At 69.6% G+C, this 19,126-nt stretch carries 18 protein-coding genes and 2 tRNA genes; 13 read left to right on the forward strand and 7 right to left on the reverse strand.

Going from position 1 to position 19,126, the window contains the following annotated elements; all coding sequences use genetic code 11:
- Positions 1–98: 98 nt before the first annotated feature.
- The 6 genes from rsmG to rpmH all read right to left on the reverse strand — a co-directional run bounded on the left by rsmG (position 99) and on the right by rpmH (position 3,381).
- Positions 99–815 (reverse strand): 16S rRNA (guanine(527)-N(7))-methyltransferase RsmG, encoded by a 717-nt coding sequence (gene rsmG / locus ACZ5NJ_RS14465; protein WP_468765163.1) that lies wholly within the window; start codon positions 813–815, stop codon positions 99–101.
- A gap of 117 nt (positions 816–932) precedes the next feature.
- Positions 933–1,445 (reverse strand): Jag family protein, encoded by a 513-nt coding sequence (locus ACZ5NJ_RS14470; RefSeq protein WP_468765164.1) that lies wholly within the window; start codon positions 1,443–1,445, stop codon positions 933–935.
- A gap of 14 nt (positions 1,446–1,459) precedes the next feature.
- A complete protein-coding gene (yidC, locus tag ACZ5NJ_RS14475; protein WP_468765165.1) occupies positions 1,460–2,566 on the reverse strand; it encodes a membrane protein insertase YidC in 1,107 nt (368 codons plus the stop codon).
- A gap of 3 nt (positions 2,567–2,569) precedes the next feature.
- Positions 2,570–2,851 (reverse strand): membrane protein insertion efficiency factor YidD, encoded by a 282-nt coding sequence (yidD, locus tag ACZ5NJ_RS14480; RefSeq protein ID WP_389055265.1) that lies wholly within the window; start codon positions 2,849–2,851, stop codon positions 2,570–2,572.
- Positions 2,848–3,222, reverse strand: coding sequence for a ribonuclease P protein component (gene rnpA / locus ACZ5NJ_RS14485; protein WP_468765166.1), 375 nt, complete (start codon positions 3,220–3,222; stop codon positions 2,848–2,850). The genes yidD and rnpA overlap by 4 nt, the downstream gene beginning before the upstream one ends.
- A 21-nt stretch (positions 3,223–3,243) precedes the next feature.
- Complete coding sequence (gene rpmH / locus ACZ5NJ_RS14490; protein WP_018547628.1) at positions 3,244–3,381, reverse strand: 50S ribosomal protein L34; 138 nt, start codon at positions 3,379–3,381, stop codon at positions 3,244–3,246.
- A 399-nt stretch (positions 3,382–3,780) separates the two neighbouring features.
- On the opposite strand from rpmH, the gene dnaA reads away from it, so the two are divergent.
- From dnaA to ACZ5NJ_RS14540, 10 genes are all read left to right on the forward strand, one after another.
- Positions 3,781–5,547 carry a chromosomal replication initiator protein DnaA gene (gene dnaA / locus ACZ5NJ_RS14495; protein ID WP_468765167.1) on the forward strand — a complete coding sequence of 589 codons (1,767 nt, stop codon included), beginning with the start codon at positions 3,781–3,783 and terminating at the stop codon, positions 5,545–5,547.
- Between the two features lie 863 nt (positions 5,548–6,410).
- Positions 6,411–7,541, forward strand: a complete 1,131-nt coding sequence (gene dnaN / locus ACZ5NJ_RS14500) for a DNA polymerase III subunit beta (protein WP_079428605.1) — start codon at positions 6,411–6,413, stop codon at positions 7,539–7,541.
- 210 nt (positions 7,542–7,751) lie between these two features.
- On the forward strand, positions 7,752–8,627 hold the full coding sequence (gnd, locus tag ACZ5NJ_RS14505; RefSeq protein ID WP_468765168.1) for a phosphogluconate dehydrogenase (NAD(+)-dependent, decarboxylating): 876 nt from the start codon (positions 7,752–7,754) through the stop codon (positions 8,625–8,627).
- Between the two features lie 55 nt (positions 8,628–8,682).
- Positions 8,683–9,819 carry a DNA replication/repair protein RecF gene (recF, locus tag ACZ5NJ_RS14510; RefSeq protein ID WP_468765169.1) on the forward strand — a complete coding sequence of 379 codons (1,137 nt, stop codon included), beginning with the start codon at positions 8,683–8,685 and terminating at the stop codon, positions 9,817–9,819.
- Entirely contained in the window at positions 9,816–10,343 is a 528-nt protein-coding gene (locus ACZ5NJ_RS14515; RefSeq protein ID WP_468765170.1) for a DciA family protein, read from the forward strand. The genes recF and ACZ5NJ_RS14515 overlap by 4 nt, the downstream gene beginning before the upstream one ends.
- A gap of 406 nt (positions 10,344–10,749) precedes the next feature.
- Entirely contained in the window at positions 10,750–12,771 is a 2,022-nt protein-coding gene (gyrB, locus tag ACZ5NJ_RS14520) for a DNA topoisomerase (ATP-hydrolyzing) subunit B (protein ID WP_468765255.1), read from the forward strand.
- A gap of 42 nt (positions 12,772–12,813) precedes the next feature.
- Positions 12,814–15,426 (forward strand): DNA gyrase subunit A, encoded by a 2,613-nt coding sequence (gyrA, locus tag ACZ5NJ_RS14525; protein ID WP_468765171.1) that lies wholly within the window; start codon positions 12,814–12,816, stop codon positions 15,424–15,426.
- A 3-nt stretch (positions 15,427–15,429) separates the two neighbouring features.
- Entirely contained in the window at positions 15,430–16,101 is a 672-nt protein-coding gene (locus ACZ5NJ_RS14530) for a DUF3566 domain-containing protein (protein ID WP_468765172.1), read from the forward strand.
- A gap of 95 nt (positions 16,102–16,196) precedes the next feature.
- A tRNA-Ile gene (locus ACZ5NJ_RS14535) sits at positions 16,197–16,270 on the forward strand.
- Positions 16,271–16,414: 144 nt separating this feature from the next.
- A complete protein-coding gene (locus ACZ5NJ_RS14540; RefSeq protein ID WP_208809277.1) occupies positions 16,415–16,549 on the forward strand; it encodes a DLW-39 family protein in 135 nt (44 codons plus the stop codon).
- 252 nt (positions 16,550–16,801) lie between these two features.
- Here the strand turns inward: ACZ5NJ_RS14540 and ACZ5NJ_RS14545 are convergent, their stop codons facing one another.
- Complete coding sequence (locus ACZ5NJ_RS14545) at positions 16,802–17,350, reverse strand: helix-turn-helix domain-containing protein (RefSeq protein ID WP_468765173.1); 549 nt, start codon at positions 17,348–17,350, stop codon at positions 16,802–16,804.
- Positions 17,351–17,512: 162 nt separating this feature from the next.
- On the opposite strand from ACZ5NJ_RS14545, the gene ACZ5NJ_RS14550 reads away from it, so the two are divergent.
- The 3 genes from ACZ5NJ_RS14550 to ACZ5NJ_RS14560 all read left to right on the forward strand — a co-directional run bounded on the left by ACZ5NJ_RS14550 (position 17,513) and on the right by ACZ5NJ_RS14560 (position 19,064).
- Positions 17,513–17,585, forward strand: a tRNA-Ala gene (locus ACZ5NJ_RS14550).
- Between the two features lie 274 nt (positions 17,586–17,859).
- Positions 17,860–18,741 carry an ATP-grasp domain-containing protein gene (locus ACZ5NJ_RS14555; protein ID WP_468765174.1) on the forward strand — a complete coding sequence of 294 codons (882 nt, stop codon included), beginning with the start codon at positions 17,860–17,862 and terminating at the stop codon, positions 18,739–18,741.
- 158 nt (positions 18,742–18,899) lie between these two features.
- Positions 18,900–19,064 (forward strand): hypothetical protein, encoded by a 165-nt coding sequence (locus ACZ5NJ_RS14560; protein WP_468765175.1) that lies wholly within the window; start codon positions 18,900–18,902, stop codon positions 19,062–19,064.
- Positions 19,065–19,126: the final 62 nt, after the last annotated feature.

Raw genomic sequence — 19,126 nt, forward strand, 5'->3', positions numbered from 1 at the left:
CGGGACGGAGTCTTCAGCCCGCTACGACACTCCGAAATCCATACCGATAGGGATCAACCCGCCCCACATCGCCCCTTCCACTCGGCCCCCAGGGGCCGTCAGCGGCGTCGGCGCACCCGGCCGACCCGCGCCGCCTTCGCCCGCTTGGCCGCGAAGCGCACCCCGCCGGGGCTCTCTCCGACCTCCACCCGGACCACCGTGGACAAGGGGTCGACCACGCCTTCGCCGACGTGGAGCACTGAGGTCTTCACCACACCGAGCTTGCTGAGCGCCACCTTCGCCGAGACCAGTTCCTCCTCGGCCGTGTCGCCCTTGAGCGCCAGCATCTCGCCGTAGGGACGCAGCAGCGGCACCCCCCAGCCGGCCAGCCGGTCCAGCGGGGCGACCGCGCGCGCCGTGACCACGTGCACCGGCTGGACCTTGCCGAGTACTTCCTCGGCCCGGCCGCGCACCACCGTGACGTGGTCCAGCCCCAGCAGCTCCACGGCCTCCTGGAGGAAGGTCGTGCGGCGCAGCAGCGGCTCCAGCAGTGTGATCTTCAGGTCCCGCCGGACCAGGGCGAGGGGGATGCCGGGCAGGCCGGCGCCCGAGCCCACGTCGCACACGGTGACGCCCGCGGGCACCACCTCGGAGAGCACCGCGCAGTTCAGCAGGTGCCGCTCCCACAGCCGGGGAACCTCACGGGGCCCGATGAGGCCCCGTTTGACGCCCGCGTCCGCGAGCAGCTCCGCATACCGCACAGCTTCCGGGAAAAATTCACCGAACACCGCGCGCGCCTCTTCAGGCGCCGGGGGAAGCTCCGCTGCCTCCGTCACGGGGACCGTCCTTCCGTACAGAACCGCTCGCGCCACATCCGTGGTCGCTCGACTGCCAGGCTTACAAACATCGGCCCCGCCTGCGACACAGGCGGGGCCGACTCACAACATTCCGGGTCAGGCCGGAAGCACAACGACGAAGCGCTGCGGCTCCTCGCCCTCGGACTCGCTCTTGAGACCGGCGGCGGCCACGGCGTCGTGGACGACCTTGCGCTCGAACGGGGTCATCGGAGCGAGCTTCAGCGGCTCGCCCGAGGCCTTCACGTCCGCCGCGGCCTGGGCGCCCACGGCGGCCAGCTCCGCGCGCTTCTTCGCCCGGAAGCCCGCGATGTCCAGCATCAGCCGGCTGCGGTCCCCGGTCTCCCGGTGCACCGCGAGGCGGGTCAGCTCCTGGAGGGCTTCCAGGACCTCACCGTCGCGGCCCACGAGCTTCTGCAGCTCGCGGCTGGAGGAGTCGCTGACGATCGACACCGAGGCGCGGTCGGCCTCGACGTCCATGTCGATGTCGCCGTCGAGATCGGCGATGTCCAGCAGACCCTCAAGGTAGTCGGCCGCGATCTCGCCCTCCTGCTCAAGGCGGGTGAGGGTGTCGCCACTCTCAGCGGCGGCGGTGGTGGTGCCTTCCGTCACGGGAGGGACTCCTTCTACTTCTTGGAGGGCTTGCTGGGGGGCGTCTGGCGCTTCGACTTCGACTGCCGCTTGGGCTGCTGCCGCTTCGTCGCGACACCGCCGCTCGCCGCGTCGGCGTCCGCGGTGGCCTCGGCGCTCCTGACCACGGAGCCGTCCGCCTGTGCGGCCATGCCCTGCTTCGACAGCGCGGTGATGAACTTGCGCTCGTTGTCGTTGCGGTCCGGGCCCTTGGCCACGATCGCAGCGACGATCTTCTTCTTACCGCGGCCCTTGACGCTCCCGTGGGTGGAGACGTGCTTCAGCAGACGGGTCAGGTACTGGTCCTGCGCCTTGCTGCCCGGGGTCGGGTTCTGGTTGATCACGTACATCTGCTGGCCCATGGTCCACACGTTGGTGGTCAGCCAGTAGACGAGGACACCGACGGGGAAGTTGATGCCCATCACCGCGAAGATCAGCGGGAAGATGTACATCAGCATCTTCTGCTGCTGCATGAACGGCGTCTTGACCGAGAGGTCGACGTTCTTCTGCATCAGCTGGCGCTGGGTGTAGAACTGCGACAGCGACATCATGACGATCATGACGGCGGTCACGATGCGCACGTCGGTGACCGAGGCGTTCAGGCTCGCGACCTTGTCGGCGCCGTCCGTGAACTTGGCGGCCAGCGGGGCGCCGAAGATGTGCGCCTGGCGGGCGCTCTCCAGCAGCGACTGGTTGATCACGCCGATGGTCTTGCCGTTGGCGATGGCCGCGAGCACGTGGTACAGCGCGAAGAAGAACGGGGACTGCGCCAGGATGGGGAGGCACGAGGAGAGCGGGTTGGTACCCGTCTCCTTGTACAGCTTCATCATCTCTTCGGACTGGCGCTGCTTGTCGTTCTTGTAGCGCTCCTGGATCGCCTTCATCTTCGGCTGGAGCGCCTGCATGCCGCGCGTGGCCTTGATCTGCTTGACGAAGAGCGGGATCAGGCAGATACGGATCAGGACCACCAGGGACACGATGGACAGGCCCCAGGCCCATCCACTGTCCGCACCGAAGATCGCCCCGTACAGCTTGTGGAACTGGACGATGATCCACGACACGGGTGTGGTGATAAAGCTGAACAGACTGGCAATCGTGTCCACTAATCAGGCTCCTTGAGCATTGCGAGATCTACGCAACGCACTGCGCAGCTGCTCGTGCCAACGCGGGCGTTTACGGGGTGGGACGTGGTCCACACCGCCCGGGGACCACGGGTTGCACCGCAGGATCCGCCAGGCGGTCAGGGCCGTCCCCTTCACCGCACCATGCCGGTCGATGGCCGTGAACCCGTAGCGCGAGCACGACGGGTAATAGCGGCACACCGGCCCGAGCAGCGGACTGATCGTCCACTGGTACAGCTTGATCAAAGCGAGCAGCGGGTACTTCATCGAGCCACGCCTCCCAGCAGCCGCCCGAGGGCGGCGTCCAGGTCGCGGGCCAGCTCGTCGACGTCGGCGTCACCCGCTCCGGGCAGGGCCCGCACCACCACCAGGCTACCGGCGGGCAGCCGGGGCAGCCGGTCGCGGACGAGGTGGCGCAGACGGCGCTTCACCCGGTTACGGACGACGGCGACGCCGACGGCCTTGCTGACGACGAAACCCGCACGCGGCGAGGGAACAGTCTCCCCCGGCTCGTGCGGGTCCGTGGCACCGCTGGTACGTAGGTGGACGACGAGGAGCGGGCGACCGGCCCGGCGTCCTCGGCGTACCGCGCTCGCGAAGTCCTCGCGCCGCCTCAGCCGATTTTCGGGAGACAGCACGACGTCACGACCTGCGCGTTGTTACGCGGAGAGGGCGGCGCGGCCCTTGCTGCGGCGGTTCGCCAGGATGGCGCGACCGGCGCGGGTACGCATACGCAGACGGAAGCCGTGGGTCTTGGCACGACGGCGGTTGTTCGGCTGGAAGGTGCGCTTGCTCACTCGGGGGCTCCAGAGAATGAATCGTTGTGGCGGTACATCGCCTGGCTGTCACCGTGCGCCCACGAGGAACTCGCGTGTTCGCCCGAGTGGACACCGCTAAATGATCACGATGTGATCTTCGCCCATCGGTAGGCAGGCGGCAGCAGCCATCGACAACTCGACCTCGCTACGGTACGCGGGGCTACGCCATCCGGTCAAACCGAGTGCCCTCTGCCCCAGACTGTGCACAGGCTGTGGACAACGACTTGAACCGCACCCACCGGCCTGACTACCGTTGCCTGATCCCTGTTTTTTGTCCCGACCGTCCCAAAGAACCACACATTCGTGGGACGAGGGACCTGTGAGAGAGCGTGCTCTGTGGCTGACGTACCTGCCGATCTTGCCGCAGTGTGGCCACGCGTGCTCGAAAAGCTGCTCGGCGAGGGTCAGCAGGGGATCGAGCCGAAGGACAAGCAGTGGGTGGAGCGCTGCCAGCCGCTGGCCCTCGTGGCCGACACCGCCCTGCTCGCCGTCCCCAACGAATGGGGCAAGCGGGTCCTGGAGGGCCGGCTCGCCCCGCTGATCAGCGACGCCCTCAGCCGCGAGTGCGGCCGCCCGATCCGGATCGCCATCACCGTGGACGACTCCGCCGGCGAGCCCGCGCCCCCTGCCGCGCCCGCCCCCTCCTCACGCGAGTCCTACGAGCCGTACGGCGGCCCGCGCCCCGGCGCCGGCCCCGGCGAGGAGCAGCTGCCCAGCGCCCGCCCCGCCTACCCGGACTACCAGCAGCCGCGCCCCGAGCCCGGCGCCTGGCCCCGCGGCGGCCAGGACGACTACGGCTGGCAGCAGCAGCGCTTCCCCGAGCGGGACCCGTACGCCTCCCCCCAGCCCGGCTACCTCCAGCAGCCGGAGACCGGCGGCTACGACCAGGGCGGCTACGAGCAGCAGAAGTACGAGCCGTCCTCCTACGAGCAGCAGAAGTACGAGCAGCAGAAGTACGAGGGGAACAAGTACGAGCCCCAGAAGTACGAGCAGCAGTCCTACGACCAGCCGTCGTACGACCAGCCGGCCCCGCGTCCCGCCCCCGGCCGGCCCACGCCCGCGCCGCCGCCGTCGGCCCCGTCCGGCGGCTCCACCTCGGGGCCCCTGGAGCCGACCGCGCGGCTGAACCCCAAGTACCTCTTCGACACCTTCGTCATCGGTGCCTCCAACCGCTTCGCGCACGCCGCCGCGGTGGCCGTCGCCGAAGCGCCCGCGAAGGCGTACAACCCGCTCTTCATCTACGGGGAGTCGGGTCTGGGGAAGACGCACCTGCTGCACGCCATCGGCCACTACGCGCGCAGCCTCTATCCCGGCACCCGGGTGCGGTACGTGAGCTCGGAGGAGTTCACCAACGAGTTCATCAACTCCATCCGCGACGGCAAGGGCGACGCGTTCCGCAAGCGCTACCGCGAGATGGACATCCTGCTCGTCGACGACATCCAGTTCCTCGCGAGCAAGGAGTCGACGCAGGAGGAGTTCTTCCACACCTTCAACACGCTCCACAACGCCAACAAGCAGATCGTGCTGTCCTCCGACCGGCCGCCCAAGCAGCTCGTCACCCTGGAGGACCGGCTGCGCAACCGCTTCGAGTGGGGCCTGATCACCGACGTCCAGCCGCCCGAGCTGGAGACCCGGATCGCGATCCTGCGCAAGAAGGCCGTCCAGGAGCAGCTCAACGCCCCGCCGGAGGTGCTGGAGTTCATCGCCTCGCGGATCTCGCGCAACATCCGCGAGCTGGAGGGGGCGCTGATCCGGGTGACGGCGTTCGCGAGCCTCAACCGGCAGCCGGTGGACCTGGGGCTGACCGAGGACGTCCTCAAGAACCTGATCCCCGGCGGCGAGGACAGCGCGCCGGAGATCACGGCCGCCGACATCATGGCGGCCACCGCGGACTACTTCGGGCTGACCGTGGACGACCTGTGCGGATCCTCCCGCAGCCGGGTCCTGGTGACGGCGCGGCAGATCGCCATGTACCTGTGCCGCGAGCTCACGGACCTGTCGCTGCCGAAGATCGGGGCCCAGTTCGGCGGCCGCGACCACACCACCGTCATGCACGCGGACCGCAAGATCCGCGCCCTGATGGCGGAGCGGCGCTCCATCTACAACCAGGTCACGGAGCTCACCAACCGCATCAAGAACGGCTGACGGCGGCCCCCGGCCGGCGCGTCAGGGGGCCTCACGAACCCCGCACAGGGCGCTCCCGGATCCGACCGGGGGCGCCCTTCGTCGTTCGTGCGCCCCTGCTCTGTTCGAATACGCCCCCGGGGGCGGCAGTTGTCCACAGATTCCCCAACTTTCTTCCGTCCACAGCCTGAGGACAGCGATCCTCACCCACAATCTGTCCACAGGAGCGCTGGTTGAGGGGTCATCAGTCCAGGTCAGACGGCTGTGGAATTGTGCGCAAGCGCCATCCACAACCTGTGGACAGAAAAATCATCCACAGGCTCATCCACTCCTCTGTCCACCACCGACTCACAGGTTCCCGCATCCTGTGCACAGGTTCCCGACGGTTCTCCACACCGTTGTCCACTGTTCGGCAACCAGACCCCTCCGCTCACCGTCAAGAGTGAAAGCCGTCACACGGATGTCGACGTTTGGGCTGTGGACTTCCGGGGGAAAACTGGGGACACACCTGTGGAGTAGTGAGGGTCCCCTGGGGACGACCTGTGCAGAACTTTCCTTTCTCCACAGAGACACCGTGTTGTCCACCGGTGTCACCCACAGGGTGTGGGGATAAAAAACCGGGGTTGACCTGCGAGAACGAGCTTTTCCACCGTTTCCACAGGCCCTACTACTACCCCCATAGACAGTTAGCGCGGATTCGGTTTTCAAGCAGGTCCTGTGCACAACTCGTCGAGCGGCCGTCCCGCCGCCTCGGTCCCGACTTGACCGCCAGCCGCAACGACTGTCGGCGCCGTACGTCAGACTGGTCACCGGCATCGGTCGAGGCATCGACGACCGACGACGAAGGCCGGCAGACGAGCGAGCAACAGCAGGAGGCGGTTCCGGTGAAGATCCGGGTGGAGCGCGACGTACTCGCGGAGGCGGTGGCCTGGGCTGCACGCAGCCTCCCGGCCCGGCCGCCGGTGCCCGTGCTCGCGGGCCTGCTGCTGAAGGCCGAGGACGGGACCCTGTCCCTCTCCGGCTTCGACTACGAGGTCTCGGCCCGCGTCTCCGTCGAGGCGGACGTGGAGGAGGACGGCACCGTCCTCGTCTCCGGCCGGCTCCTCGCCGACATCTGCCGCGCCCTCCCCAACCGCCCGGTGGAGATTTCCACAGACGGTGTACGGGCGACCGTGGTCTGCGGCTCCTCGCGGTTCACACTCCACACCCTGCCTGTGGAGGAATACCCGGCACTCCCGCAGATGCCCACCGCCACCGGCACCGTCCCCGGCGAGGTCTTCGCCTCCGCCGCCGCCCAGGTGGCCATCGCCGCCGGCCGCGACGACACGCTGCCCGTCCTGACCGGTGTCCGCATCGAGATCGAGGGCGACCGCGTCACCCTGGCCTCCACCGACCGCTACCGCTTCGCGGTGCGCGAGTTCCTGTGGAAGCCGGAGAACCCGGACGCCTCGGCCGTGGCCCTGGTGCCCGCCAAGACCCTCCTCGACACCGCCAAGTCCCTGACCAGCGGCGACACCGTCACCCTGGCGCTCTCCAGCTCCGGACAGGGCGAGGGCCTCATCGGCTTCGAGGGCGCGGGCCGCCGCACCACCACCCGCCTGCTCGAAGGCGACCTGCCGAAGTACCGCACGCTCTTCCCGACGGAGTTCAACTCGGTCGCCGTGATCGAGACCGCCCCGTTCGTCGAGGCCGTCAAGCGCGTGGCCCTGGTCGCCGAGCGCAACACGCCCGTCCGCCTCAGCTTCGAGCAGGGCGTCCTCATCCTGGAGGCCGGCTCCAGCGACGACGCACAGGCTGTGGAGCGCGTCGACGCGACGCTGGAGGGCGACGACATCTCGATCGCCTTCAACCCCACTTTCCTGCTCGACGGCCTGAGCGCGATCGACTCGCCGGCCGCCCAGCTCAGCTTCACCACGTCGACCAAGCCCGCGCTGCTCAGCGGCCGCCCCGCGGTCGACGCCGAGGCGGACGAGGCCTACAAGTACCTGATCATGCCGGTCCGCCTCTCCGGCTGACGCTCCCGTACGCGGACGCCGGGCCCGGTCCCGCACCGGCGGGGCCGGGCCCGGCGGTACGGGACCGGGCCCGCGCCGTGCGGAGCGGCCCCGCGCCACCGCCCGGCGTAGGCTCGGACCCGGCGGGCGACCCAGGAGAAAACGGCGGGAAACCACCGGCCCCCGGGGAGCCCCGACACAGACGGCCCCAACGCTTAAGGAACCCACCTGATGGAGCTCGGTCTCGTCGGTCTCGGCAAGATGGGCGGCAACATGCGCGAGCGCATCCGCCGCGCAGGCCACACCGTCATCGGATACGACCGCAACCCGGACCTCGCCGATGTCCACAGCCTGCGGGAGCTTGTGGACAGCCTCCAGGCCCCCCGCGTGGTGTGGGTCATGGTCCCGGCCGGCGCCGCGACGCAGTCCACCGTGGACGAGCTGGCGGAGCTGCTCTCCCCCGGCGACGTCGTCGTCGACGGCGGCAACTCCCGCTGGACGGACGACGAGAAGCACGCCAAGGAGCTGGAGGCCAAGGGCATCGGCTTCGTCGACTGCGGCGTCTCCGGCGGCGTCTGGGGCCTGGAGAACGGCTACGCGCTGATGTACGGCGGCGACGAGAAGCACGTCGCGGCCGTCCAGCCGGTCTTCGACGCCCTCAAGCCCGAGGGTGACTTCGGCGCCGTGCACGCGGGCAAGGTCGGCGCCGGCCACTTCGCGAAGATGGTCCACAACGGCATCGAGTACGCCATGATGCAGGCCTACGCCGAGGGCTGGGAGCTCCTGGAGAAGGTGGACTCGGTCACCGACGTCCGCGAGGTGTTCCGCTCCTGGCAGCAGGGCACGGTCATCCGCTCCTGGCTGCTGGACCTGGCCGTCAACGCGCTGGACGAGGACGAGCACCTCGACCAGCTCCGGGGCTTCGCCCAGGACTCGGGCGAGGGCCGCTGGACCGTCGAGGCGGCGATCGACAACGCGGTGCCGCTCCCGGCGATCACCGCCTCCCTCTTCGCCCGCTTCGCGTCCCGCCAGGACGACTCCCCGCAGATGAAGATGATCGCGGCGCTGCGCAACCAGTTCGGCGGCCACGCGGTGGAGAAGAAGTAACCGCACCACAGCAGCACCAGCACAGCAGCAGGAAGCCGGGGGAGGTCGGCGCCGTATGCACGTTTCGCATCTCTCGTTGGCCGACTTCCGCTCGTACGCCCGGGCCGAGGTTCCCCTCGCCCCGGGCGTCACGGCTTTCGTGGGCCCCAACGGCCAGGGCAAGACCAACCTCGTCGAGGCCGTCGGCTACCTGGCCACCCTGGGCAGCCACCGGGTCTCCTCCGACGCCCCGCTCGTGCGCATGGGCGCCGACCGGGCCGTGATCCGGGCGGCCGTGACCCAGGGGGAACGCCAGCAGCTGGTCGAGCTGGAGCTCAACCCGGGCCGCGCAAACCGGGCCCGCATCAACCGGTCCTCGCAGGTCAGGCCCCGGGACGTGCTGGGGATCGTACGCACCGTGCTGTTCGCCCCCGAGGACCTCGCCCTGGTCAAGGGCGACCCCGGCGAGCGGCGCCGCTTCCTGGACGAGCTCGTCACCGCCCGCTCCCCGCGCATGGCGGCCGTCCGCTCCGACTACGAACGGGTGCTCAAGCAGCGCAACACCCTGCTGAAGTCCGCGGCCATGGCCCGTCGGCACGGCGGCCGGTCCATGGACATGTCCACCCTCGACGTGTGGGACCAGCACCTCGCCCGCGCGGGCGCCGAGCTGCTCGCCCACCGCCTGGACCTGCTCGCCACCCTGCTGCCGCTGGCCGACAAGGCCTACGAGCAGCTCGCGCCCGGCGGCGGCCCGCTCGGCCTCTCCTACAAGTCCTCCGCCGGCGAGGGCGTCGACAGCGGCGGGGCCCGCACCCGCGAGGCGCTCTACGAGGTGCTGCTCGCCGGCCTGTCCGAGGTGCGCAAGCAGGAGATCGAACGCGGGGTCACCCTGGTCGGCCCGCACCGCGACGACGTCCTCCTGCGCCTCGGCGAGCTCCCGGCCAAGGGGTACGCCAGCCACGGCGAGTCCTGGTCGTACGCGCTGGCGCTGCGGCTGGCCTCGTACGAGCTGCTGCGCTCGGAGGGCAACGAGCCGGTACTGGTCCTGGACGACGTCTTCGCCGAGCTGGACGCCCGCCGCCGCGAGCGGCTCGCGGAACTGGTGGCCCCGGGCGAGCAGGTCCTGGTCACCGCGGCGGTGGACGACGACGTGCCGGGGGTACTGACGGGGACCCGCTTCGCGGTGTCCGGCGGTGAGGTGACGCGGTTGTGAACGACGGCGAGCAGCAGAAGCGGAAGGCCCCCGAACCCTCCGGGGTCGACCTGGCGCGCCAGGCCCTGGCCGCCGCGCGCGAGCAGGCCCGGGCCCGCGGCAACGCGGTCGGCGGACGGAAGCGCCAGCAGCAGCCCGGGCTGCGGTCGGGCGCGCGGGCCGACGGCCGGGACCCGATGCCGCTGATGGCGGCGCTGGACCGGCTGCGCACCGAACGCGGCTGGGAGATGCCGATCGCGGTGGCCGGGGTGATGGAGCGCTGGGCGGAGATCGTCGGCCCGGAGATCGCCGCGCACTGCGAACCGGAACGGTACGAGGAGCGCGAGCTGCTGGTCCGCTGCGACTCCTCCGCGTGGGCGGCCCAGCTGAAGCTGCTCGCGCCGCAGCTGGTGGCGCGGCTCAACGCGGAGCTGGGGCAGGGGACCGTGCGGCTGATCAAGGTGCAGGGGCCCGGCGGGCGGCCGAAGCGGTACGGGCCCTTGCGGGCGCCGGGTGGGTCCGGGCCGGGGGACACCTGGGGCTAGGCCCTGCGGGGACCCGGCTGCGCCGGGACCTGGGGCGCTGCCCCAGACCCCGCGCCTCAAACGCCGGCGGGGCTGGATTTCGCCCGGCGGTGCCGGAGCGTGCCGAGCGCGCTTCGCGGAGGCCGTGAATGCGGTGTCCCTCACCGTAGCGACGGGTTGACAGGCCGAAGCGCTGGGTGCCCGTGTGAGCCTCTTTGAGCCCCTCCCCGGATATGGGGAGTCGGAGAGTGGAGGTTCAGGGCGGCACATGCGGACTCAGGCACCGGCAAACCCCCACTCATGTCAGCGGTACCGGTAGACTGGAGACAATCCCGCCCGTTCGCGGGGTGACATCGACAACGCAGACAACGCAGATCGACGCGGCCGCTCCCGCCGGCGCACACGCTGGTCCGGAGTACGGGCTGCGCTGTGCCAGAAAGGGCGCTTCGTGGCCGATTCCGGCGACTCCAACGAGAAGAATTACGACGCCAGTGCGATCCAGGTCCTGGAGGGCCTGGACGCGGTCCGCAAGCGGCCGGGTATGTACATCGGCTCGACGGGTGAGCGTGGTCTGCACCACCTCGTCTACGAGGTCGTCGACAACTCGGTCGACGAGGCGCTGGCGGGTCACGCGGACACCATCGACGTGACGATCCTCGCCGACGGCGGGGTGCGCGTGATCGACAACGGCCGAGGCATCCCCGTCGGCATCGTGCCGTCCGAGGGCAAGCCGGCCGTCGAGGTCGTCCTCACGGTCCTCCACGCGGGCGGCAAGTTCGGCGGCGGCGGCTACGCCGTCTCCGGCGGTCTGCACGGCGTCGGTGTGTCCGTCGTGAACGCGCTGTCGACCAAGGTCGCGGTCGAGGTCAAGACGGACGGCCACCGCTGGACCCAGGACTACAAGCTGGGCGTGCCGACGGCCCCGCTGGCCAAGAACGAGGAGACCGACGAGACCGGCACGTCGGTGACGTTCTGGGCCGACGGCGACATCTTCGAGACCACCGAGTACTCCTTCGAGACGCTGTCGCGGCGCTTCCAGGAGATGGCCTTCCTCAACAAGGGCCTGACCCTCTCGCTGACGGACGAGCGCGAGTCGGCCAAGGCCACCGCGGACGCCGACAACCCCGACGCGGACGCGCAGGAGCCCAAGGCGCGCACGGTCCGGTACCACTACGAGGGCGGCATCGTCGACTTCGTGAAGTACCTCAACTCGCGCAAGGGCGAGCTGATCCACCCGACCGTCATCGACGTCGAGGCCGAGGACAAGGAGCGCATGCTCTCGGTCGAGATCGCGATGCAGTGGAACTCGCAGTACACCGAGGGCGTGTACTCCTTCGCGAACACGATCCACACGCACGAGGGCGGCACCCACGAGGAGGGCTTCCGCGCGGCGCTGACGGGTCTGGTGAACCGTTACGCGCGCGACAAGAAGCTGCTCCGCGAGAAGGACGACAACCTCGCCGGCGAGGACATCCGCGAGGGTCTGACGGCGATCATCTCGGTCAAGCTGGGCGAGCCCCAGTTCGAGGGCCAGACGAAGACCAAGCTGGGCAACACGGAGGCCAAGACCTTCGTGCAGAAGGTGGTCCACGAGCACCTGAACGACTGGTTCGACCGCAACCCGGTCGAGGCCGCGGACATCGTCCGCAAGGCGATCCAGGCGGCCACGGCCCGTGTCGCGGCCCGCAAGGCCCGCGACCTGACCCGCCGCAAGGGCCTCCTGGAGAGCGCCTCGCTGCCGGGCAAGCTCTCGGACTGCCAGTCGAACGACCCGACCAAGTGCGAGATCTTCATCGTCGAGGGCGACTCCGCCGGCGGCTCGGCGAAGTCCGGCCGCAACCCGATGTACCAGGCCATCCTGCCCATCCGCGGCAAGATCCTGAACGTCGAGAAGGCCCGGATCGACAAGATCCTCCAGAACACCGAGGTCCAGGCGCTGATCAGCGCCTTCGGCACCGGTGTGCACGAGGACTTCGACATCGAGAAGCTCCGCTATCACAAGATCATCCTGATGGCGGACGCCGACGTCGACGGCCAGCACATCAACACCCTGCTGCTGACCTTCCTCTTCCGCTTCATGCGCCCGCTGGTCGAGGCCGGACACGTGTACCTGTCCCGCCCGCCGCTCTACAAGATCAAGTGGGGCCGTGACGACTTCGAGTACGCGTACTCGGACCGCGAGCGCGACGCCCTGGTCGAGCTCGGCAAGCAGAACGGCAAGCGCATCAAGGAAGACTCGATCCAGCGCTTCAAGGGTCTGGGCGAGATGAACGCCGAGGAGCTGCGCGTCACCACCATGGACGTGGACCACCGCGTGCTCGGCCAGGTCACGCTGGACGACGCGGCCCAGGCCGACGACCTGTTCTCGGTGCTGATGGGTGAGGACGTCGAGGCGCGGCGCTCCTTCATCCAGCGCAACGCCAAGGACGTCCGCTTCCTCGACATCTGAGTCGGCCCGACGCTGACCGCCTGAAAGGACTTCTGACCAGCAATGGCCGACGAAACCACCCCCACCGCAGAGAACGCCGCGGAGGAGCAGCCGCAGCTGCGCATCGAGCCCGTCGGGCTCGAAACGGAGATGCAGCGCTCCTACCTCGACTACGCGATGTCCGTCATCGTCTCCCGCGCGCTGCCCGACGTACGGGACGGCCTCAAGCCGGTCCACCGGCGTGTGCTGTACGCGATGTACGACGGCGGCTACCGGCCCGAGAAGGGCTTCTACAAGTGCGCCCGCGTCGTCGGCGACGTCATGGGCACCTACCACCCGCACGGTGACAGCTCCATCTACGACGCCCTGGTCCGCCTGGCCCAGCCGTGGTCGATGCGCATGCCGCTGGTGGACTCCAACGGCAACTTCGGCTCCCCGGGCAACGACCCGGCGGCCGCCATGCGCTACACCGAGTGCAAGCTCATTCCGGTGGCCATGGAGATGCTCCGGGACATCGACGAGGAGACCGTCGACTTCCAGGACAACTACGACGGCCGCAACCAGGAGCCGACGGTCCTGCCGGCGCGCTTCCCGAACCTGCTGGTCAACGGCTCCGCCGGGATCGCGGTCGGCATGGCGACCAACATCCCGCCGCACAACCTGCGCGAGGTCGCGGCCGGCGCCCAGTGGGCGCTGGAGCACCCGGAGGCCACGCACGAGGAGCTCCAGGACGCGCTCATCGAGCGGATCAAGGGTCCTGACTTCCCGTCGGGCGCCCTGGTCGTGGGCCGCAAGGGCATCGAGGAGGCGTACCGGACCGGGCGCGGCTCCATCACGATGCGCGCGGTCGTCGAGGTCGAGGAGATCCAGAACCGCCAGTGCCTGGTGGTCACGGAGCTTCCGTACCAGACCAACCCGGACAACCTGGCGCAGAAGATCGCCGACCTGGTCAAGGACGGCAAGATCGGCGGCATCGCCGACGTCCGCGACGAGACCTCGTCCCGGACGGGCCAGCGCCTGGTGATCGTGCTCAAGCGCGACGCCGTCGCCAAGGTCGTGCTGAACAACCTCTACAAGCACACCGACCTGCAGACGAACTTCGGCGCGAACATGCTGGCGCTGGTCGACGGGGTGCCGCGCACCCTGTCGATCGACGCGTTCATCCGCCACTGGGTGACGCACCAGATCGAGGTCATCGTCCGCCGTACGCGCTTCCGCCTGCGCAAGGCGGAGGAGCGGGCCCACATCCTGCGCGGCCTGCTCAAGGCGCTGGACGCCATCGACGAGGTCATCGCCCTCATCCGGCGCAGCAACACCGTCGAGATCGCGCGCGAGGGCCTGATGGGCCTCCTGGAGATCGACGAGATCCAGGCCAACGCGATCCTGGAGATGCAGCTGCGCCGCCTGGCGGCCCTGGAGCGCCAGAAGATCGTCGCCGAGCACGACGAACTCCAGGCGAAGATCAACGAGTACAACGCGATCCTGGCCTCGCCGGAGAAGCAGCGCTCGATCGTCAGCGAGGAACTGGCGGCGATCGTCGAGAAGTACGGCGACGACCGGCGCTCCAAGCTGGTGCCCTTCGACGGTGACATGTCCATCGAGGACCTGATCGCCGAAGAGGACATCGTCGTCACCATCACCCACGGCGGCTACGTCAAGCGCACCAAGACCGAGGACTACCGCTCGCAGAAGCGCGGCGGCAAGGGCGTGCGCGGCACGAAGCTGAAGCAGGACGACCTGGTCGACCACTTCTTCGTCTCCACCACGCACCACTGGCTGCTGTTCTTCACGAACAAGGGCCGCGTCTACCGGTCCAAGGCGTACGAGCTCCCGGACGCCGGCCGCGACGCCCGCGGGCAGCACGTGGCGAACCTGCTGGCCTTCCAGCCGGACGAGAAGATCGCCCAGATCCTCGCGATCCGCGACTACGAGGCGGCGCCCTACCTGATCCTGGCCACCAAGGGCGGCCTGGTGAAGAAGACGGCGCTGAAGGACTACGACTCGCCGCGTTCGGGTGGGGTCATCGCCATCAACCTCCGCGAGACGGAGGACGGCAGCGACGACGAGCTGATCGGCGCCGAGCTGGTGTCCGCCGAGGACGACCTGCTGCTCATCAGCAAGAAGGCGCAGTCCATCCGCTTCACGGCGACGGACGACGCGCTGCGCCCGATGGGCCGCGCCACCTCCGGCGTGAAGGGCATGAGCTTCCGCGAGGGTGACGAACTGCTCTCGATGAGCGTTGTCCGGCCGGGTACGTTCGTGTTCACCGCGACCGACGGCGGCTACGCCAAGCGGACCGCGGTGGACGAGTACCGCGTCCAGGGCCGTGGCGGTCTGGGCATCAAGGCCGCCAAGATCGTGGAGGACCGCGGGTCGCTCGTCGGCGCGCTGGTGGTGGACGAATCGGATGAGATCCTCGCCATCACGCTCGGCGGCGGTGTGATCCGTACGCGCGTCAACGAAGTCAGGGAGACGGGCCGTGACACCATGGGCGTCCAGCTGATCAACCTGGGCAAGCGGGATGCCGTGGTGGGTATCGCCCGCAACGCCGAGGCCGGTCAGGAAGCTGACGAGGTCGACGAGATCGAGACAGGGATCGAGGCCGCGGCAGCCGAGGGTACGGCCGCCGAGGCCGCCGGGGACGAAGCGTCCCCGGATCGGGAGCACGAGGAGTAAGTCGTGAGTGGAGCCACGGGCGCCGGACCGGCCAAGACTGGAGCGAACGGTGCCCGTGGCCCCGCCGCGGACTCCGAGGGTGGGGATACCCCCGCCGAAGGCAGGGGGGGAACCGTGACGGACACCCGAGGACCGCAGTCGGAGCCGAAGGCGAAGCCGCAGTCCCAGTCCAAGCAGAAGCAGAAGCCCGCTGCGGCGGCCAAGGAGGCCGCGGAGCAGCCCTACCACCCCCCGCAGGCGTACGCGGCTCCCAAGAAGCCGGGGACGCAGCGGGGGCCCGTTCCGGGGACCCGTACGACGCCCCGGACGCGCAAGGCGCGGCTGCGGGTGGCCAAGGCCGACCCGTGGTCGGTGATGAAGGTCAGCTTCCTGCTGTCGATCGCGCTCGGCGTCTGCACGATCGTGGCGTCGGTGGTGCTGTGGATGGTCATGGACGCCATGGGCATCTTCTCGACCGTCGGCGGCACGATCAGCGAGGCCACCGGCTCGAACGAGGGCAACGGCTTCGACCTCCAGTCGTTCCTGTCGCTGCCGCGCGTACTGATCTTCACCTCGGTCATCGCGGTGATCGACGTGGTGCTGATGACCGCCCTGGCGACGCTGGGCGCGTTCATCTACAACCTGTCGGCGGGCTTCGTCGGCGGCGTGGAGCTCACGCTGGCCGAGGACGAATGATCCGCTGACTGACCTGCGGGAAAGCCCCGCCGGAGCGGATTTGGGTTCCACAGCGTCTGTGCGCTAATCTTCAGGAGTCAGCGCGCAGGCGCGGAGGGGCTATAGCTCAGTTGGTTAGAGCGCATCCCTGATAAGGATGAGGCCACAGGTTCAAATCCTGTTAGCCCCACAGTGACGAAGACCCTCAGGCCACCGGCCCGGGGGTCTTCTTCGTTGGGCCGTCCAGGGCCCCCTAGATAACCGATCGGTATCGGTCGGTGTGTATTGTTGGCGCCCAGAAGTCCCCAACGTCAACGAAAGACGAGGTCGCGCGGTGAAGAAGCTGCTCCTGGTCGCACTGGCCGCCATCGGCGGGCTCCTCGTGTACCGCCAGATCCAGGCGGACCGCGCCGAGCAGGACCTGTGGACGGAGGCTACCGACTCCGTGCCTTCCGGTTCCGGCGTGTGAGCCCCACGTTTGATCTCATGAAGCCCCGGCTGCCGCTGCTGCCGGGGCTTCGTGCTGTTCCGGGGGCACCCGGGCCCCGTCCGCGTCATCGGGCGGGGTGGGGAGCAACTGGGTAGCCCCGGCAAGGGCCTTGTGCGGCCCTGTGGCGCGCCGGAACCGGTCGGGGGTTCCCGGGGGTGCGGCGGACGGATGATCACGTCCCACAGCGGCGCCGGGACCCCGTGCCGCTGCCGCCCCCCGTCGCCTCGCGCGTCAGTTCTGGTGGGCCTCGTAGTGGGCCACCGCTTCCGCGGTGCGCCCGGCGCCGTACACCCGCAGGAACTCCGCGAGTTCGGGGTGGCTGGGGGCGAGGGCGTTCGCCGCGTCGATGATGTCGCCGGCCGCCGAGACGGAGCGCAGCAGCGACTGGATCTCGCGGACGACCCGCCTGACGGTGGGGGCGCCGGAACTGGTGGTGGTCTGGCCGCTGTTGCTGAGGACGGAGCCGCCCTGGGTGTTCTTGATCTCGTCCATCCGGTCGGTGGCCTCGCCGGCGCTGACGCTGCCGTCCGCCACCTGCCCGGCGAGGTCCTGGAGGGCCTGGACCCGCTGGACGACGGCCGGGTTCCCGATCTTGGCGCGCTGCCCGCTCATCAGCTGGGACAGCATCGGTGCCGACAGTCCGAGGACAGCAGCGAGGCGAGCCTGGTTCAGGCCGAGGTCATCTATGAGCCGCCGGAACAGGGCGCCGAGCGGTTCCCCGTACCAACTGCGCTGAAGCTCCCGGGCTCTGGCGGTGGCCTCTTGCTGTACTGCGTCCACGCTTACTACTCCCCTTCGCTGGTGCGAACCTCGCGAGCATCTTACGGAGCGTGGTCGCGGGGCGGGAGTCCCTATCATTTTGCGGGATGAGGGGGTGCACCGGGTACTCTGTCCTGCGGAACGGACACTCCCTCCCGGGGGAGGAGCCGCGTCCGGACGCACGGGGCCTTAGCTCAGTTGGTAGAGCGCTGCTTTTGCAAGGCAGATGTCAGGAGTTCGAATCTCCTAGGCTCCACTCCATGAAACCCCCTGACCTGCGGAAACGCCGGTCAGGGGGTTTCGTCGTGCCTGCCCTCGCGGCCGCCCGGTTCCGGTCCGTTACCGCCCCGGTCGGGGTCTTCTGGAGGATCCCCGGAAGGAGTCTCGGGCCGTGCTGGACGGGCCGGGGCCCCCTGCCGGTACGTATCCGGACAGTCCGGAAAAGATGTCGGCCCTTCAGGACCGCCGAGGGATCTGATCGGGAAGGCGGGGCGTCACTATCTCCCCGGAAGTCCGAGAAGGGGGACACGGTGAGTGACAGCCAGACGGCACAGCGGGCGAGGCGGGCCCTGCTGGTGATGCCCGGACCGGGGCTCGTACGCGCGGCCCGCGCGGCGGGCCTGGAGGTCTGGGCCGCCCTGGACCACCGGGTGGAGGTGGAGCCGGGGATCCGCGCGGAACTGCCTCCCGAGCGGATCCTGCGGGTGGACTTCGCGGAGGCGGCCGAGCTGCGCGCCGTCCTGACGGACACGGCCCGTCACCACGGGATCGGGCACATCCTCTACCTCCCCGGAGCACTGACCGGCGGGGCCTCGGCGGCCGCCGAGGCGGTGGCCCGGGAGCTCGCGGAGGACCGGGAGGAAGGGGCGGACGAGGTGCCCGGTCTGCCGGACGCGGCGGCCATGCGGCGCGTCCTGAACGCCAGCGGGATCTCGGCCGTGCGCGCCGAGGAGGCGGCCACCGTCGCCGAGGCACGGGCGCTGGCGGAGGCCTTCCCGCTGCCGGTGGTGATCAAGTCCGCCGACGCGGCGGGCGCGTGGCACACCGCCCCCGTACGGGACCACGCGGCCCTGGCGGACTGGGCCGAGCGGGCCGTGGCCGGCCGGTACCCGGGTCCGCACCTCGTCGAAGAGCTGCTGACCGGGCCGCAGTTCAGCGTGGAGACGTTCTCGGTGGGCGGGATGCACCTGGTCGCCGGCATCACGGCGGAGGGGCACGCGGAGCCGCTCTCCGAGGAGGACCGGGCGGGCGTCCGCGCGACCGTGCGGGCGTTGCTGGACCTGGCGGGGTACGAGTGCGGGACGACCCGTACGGACGTGCTGATCACCGCCCGGGGCTCCCGGATCGCCGCCTCGCGGGAACCGTACGGGAACCGGGCGCGCGGGGTGGCGGCCAGCGGGGCGCCTGCCTGACGGTTGGTTATCGGACAACGGTAACCAGCCAGGTTTTCAAGGGAGTTGGACAGGTATCGGGACGGGAACGCTCCGGTATCGCCCTGGCCCAATCTCAGTGATGTCGAAAGCGGCCCACCGCACGGGGGGCCGCACACAGCAGACATCAGGGGGATGCGATGAACAGCAAGCTGGCGGGCCTGGCGGGAATCTTCACGGCGGCGGCTCTGGTCCTGGGCCTCGGGGCGACCGTCCAGTTCTCGGACGCGGGCCCGTCGGCCGGGCACCGGGTGCTCGCCGACGACCGCGGCCCCGCGGCCCCCTCCCCGGCCCCGGCCCACTGACCCGGCCGGCCCCCGCGAACGGAAGTGCCCCGCACCGGAGGACCGGTGCGGGGCACTTCCGC

It is taken from the genome of Streptomyces sp. NPDC032091, assembly GCF_055580265.1.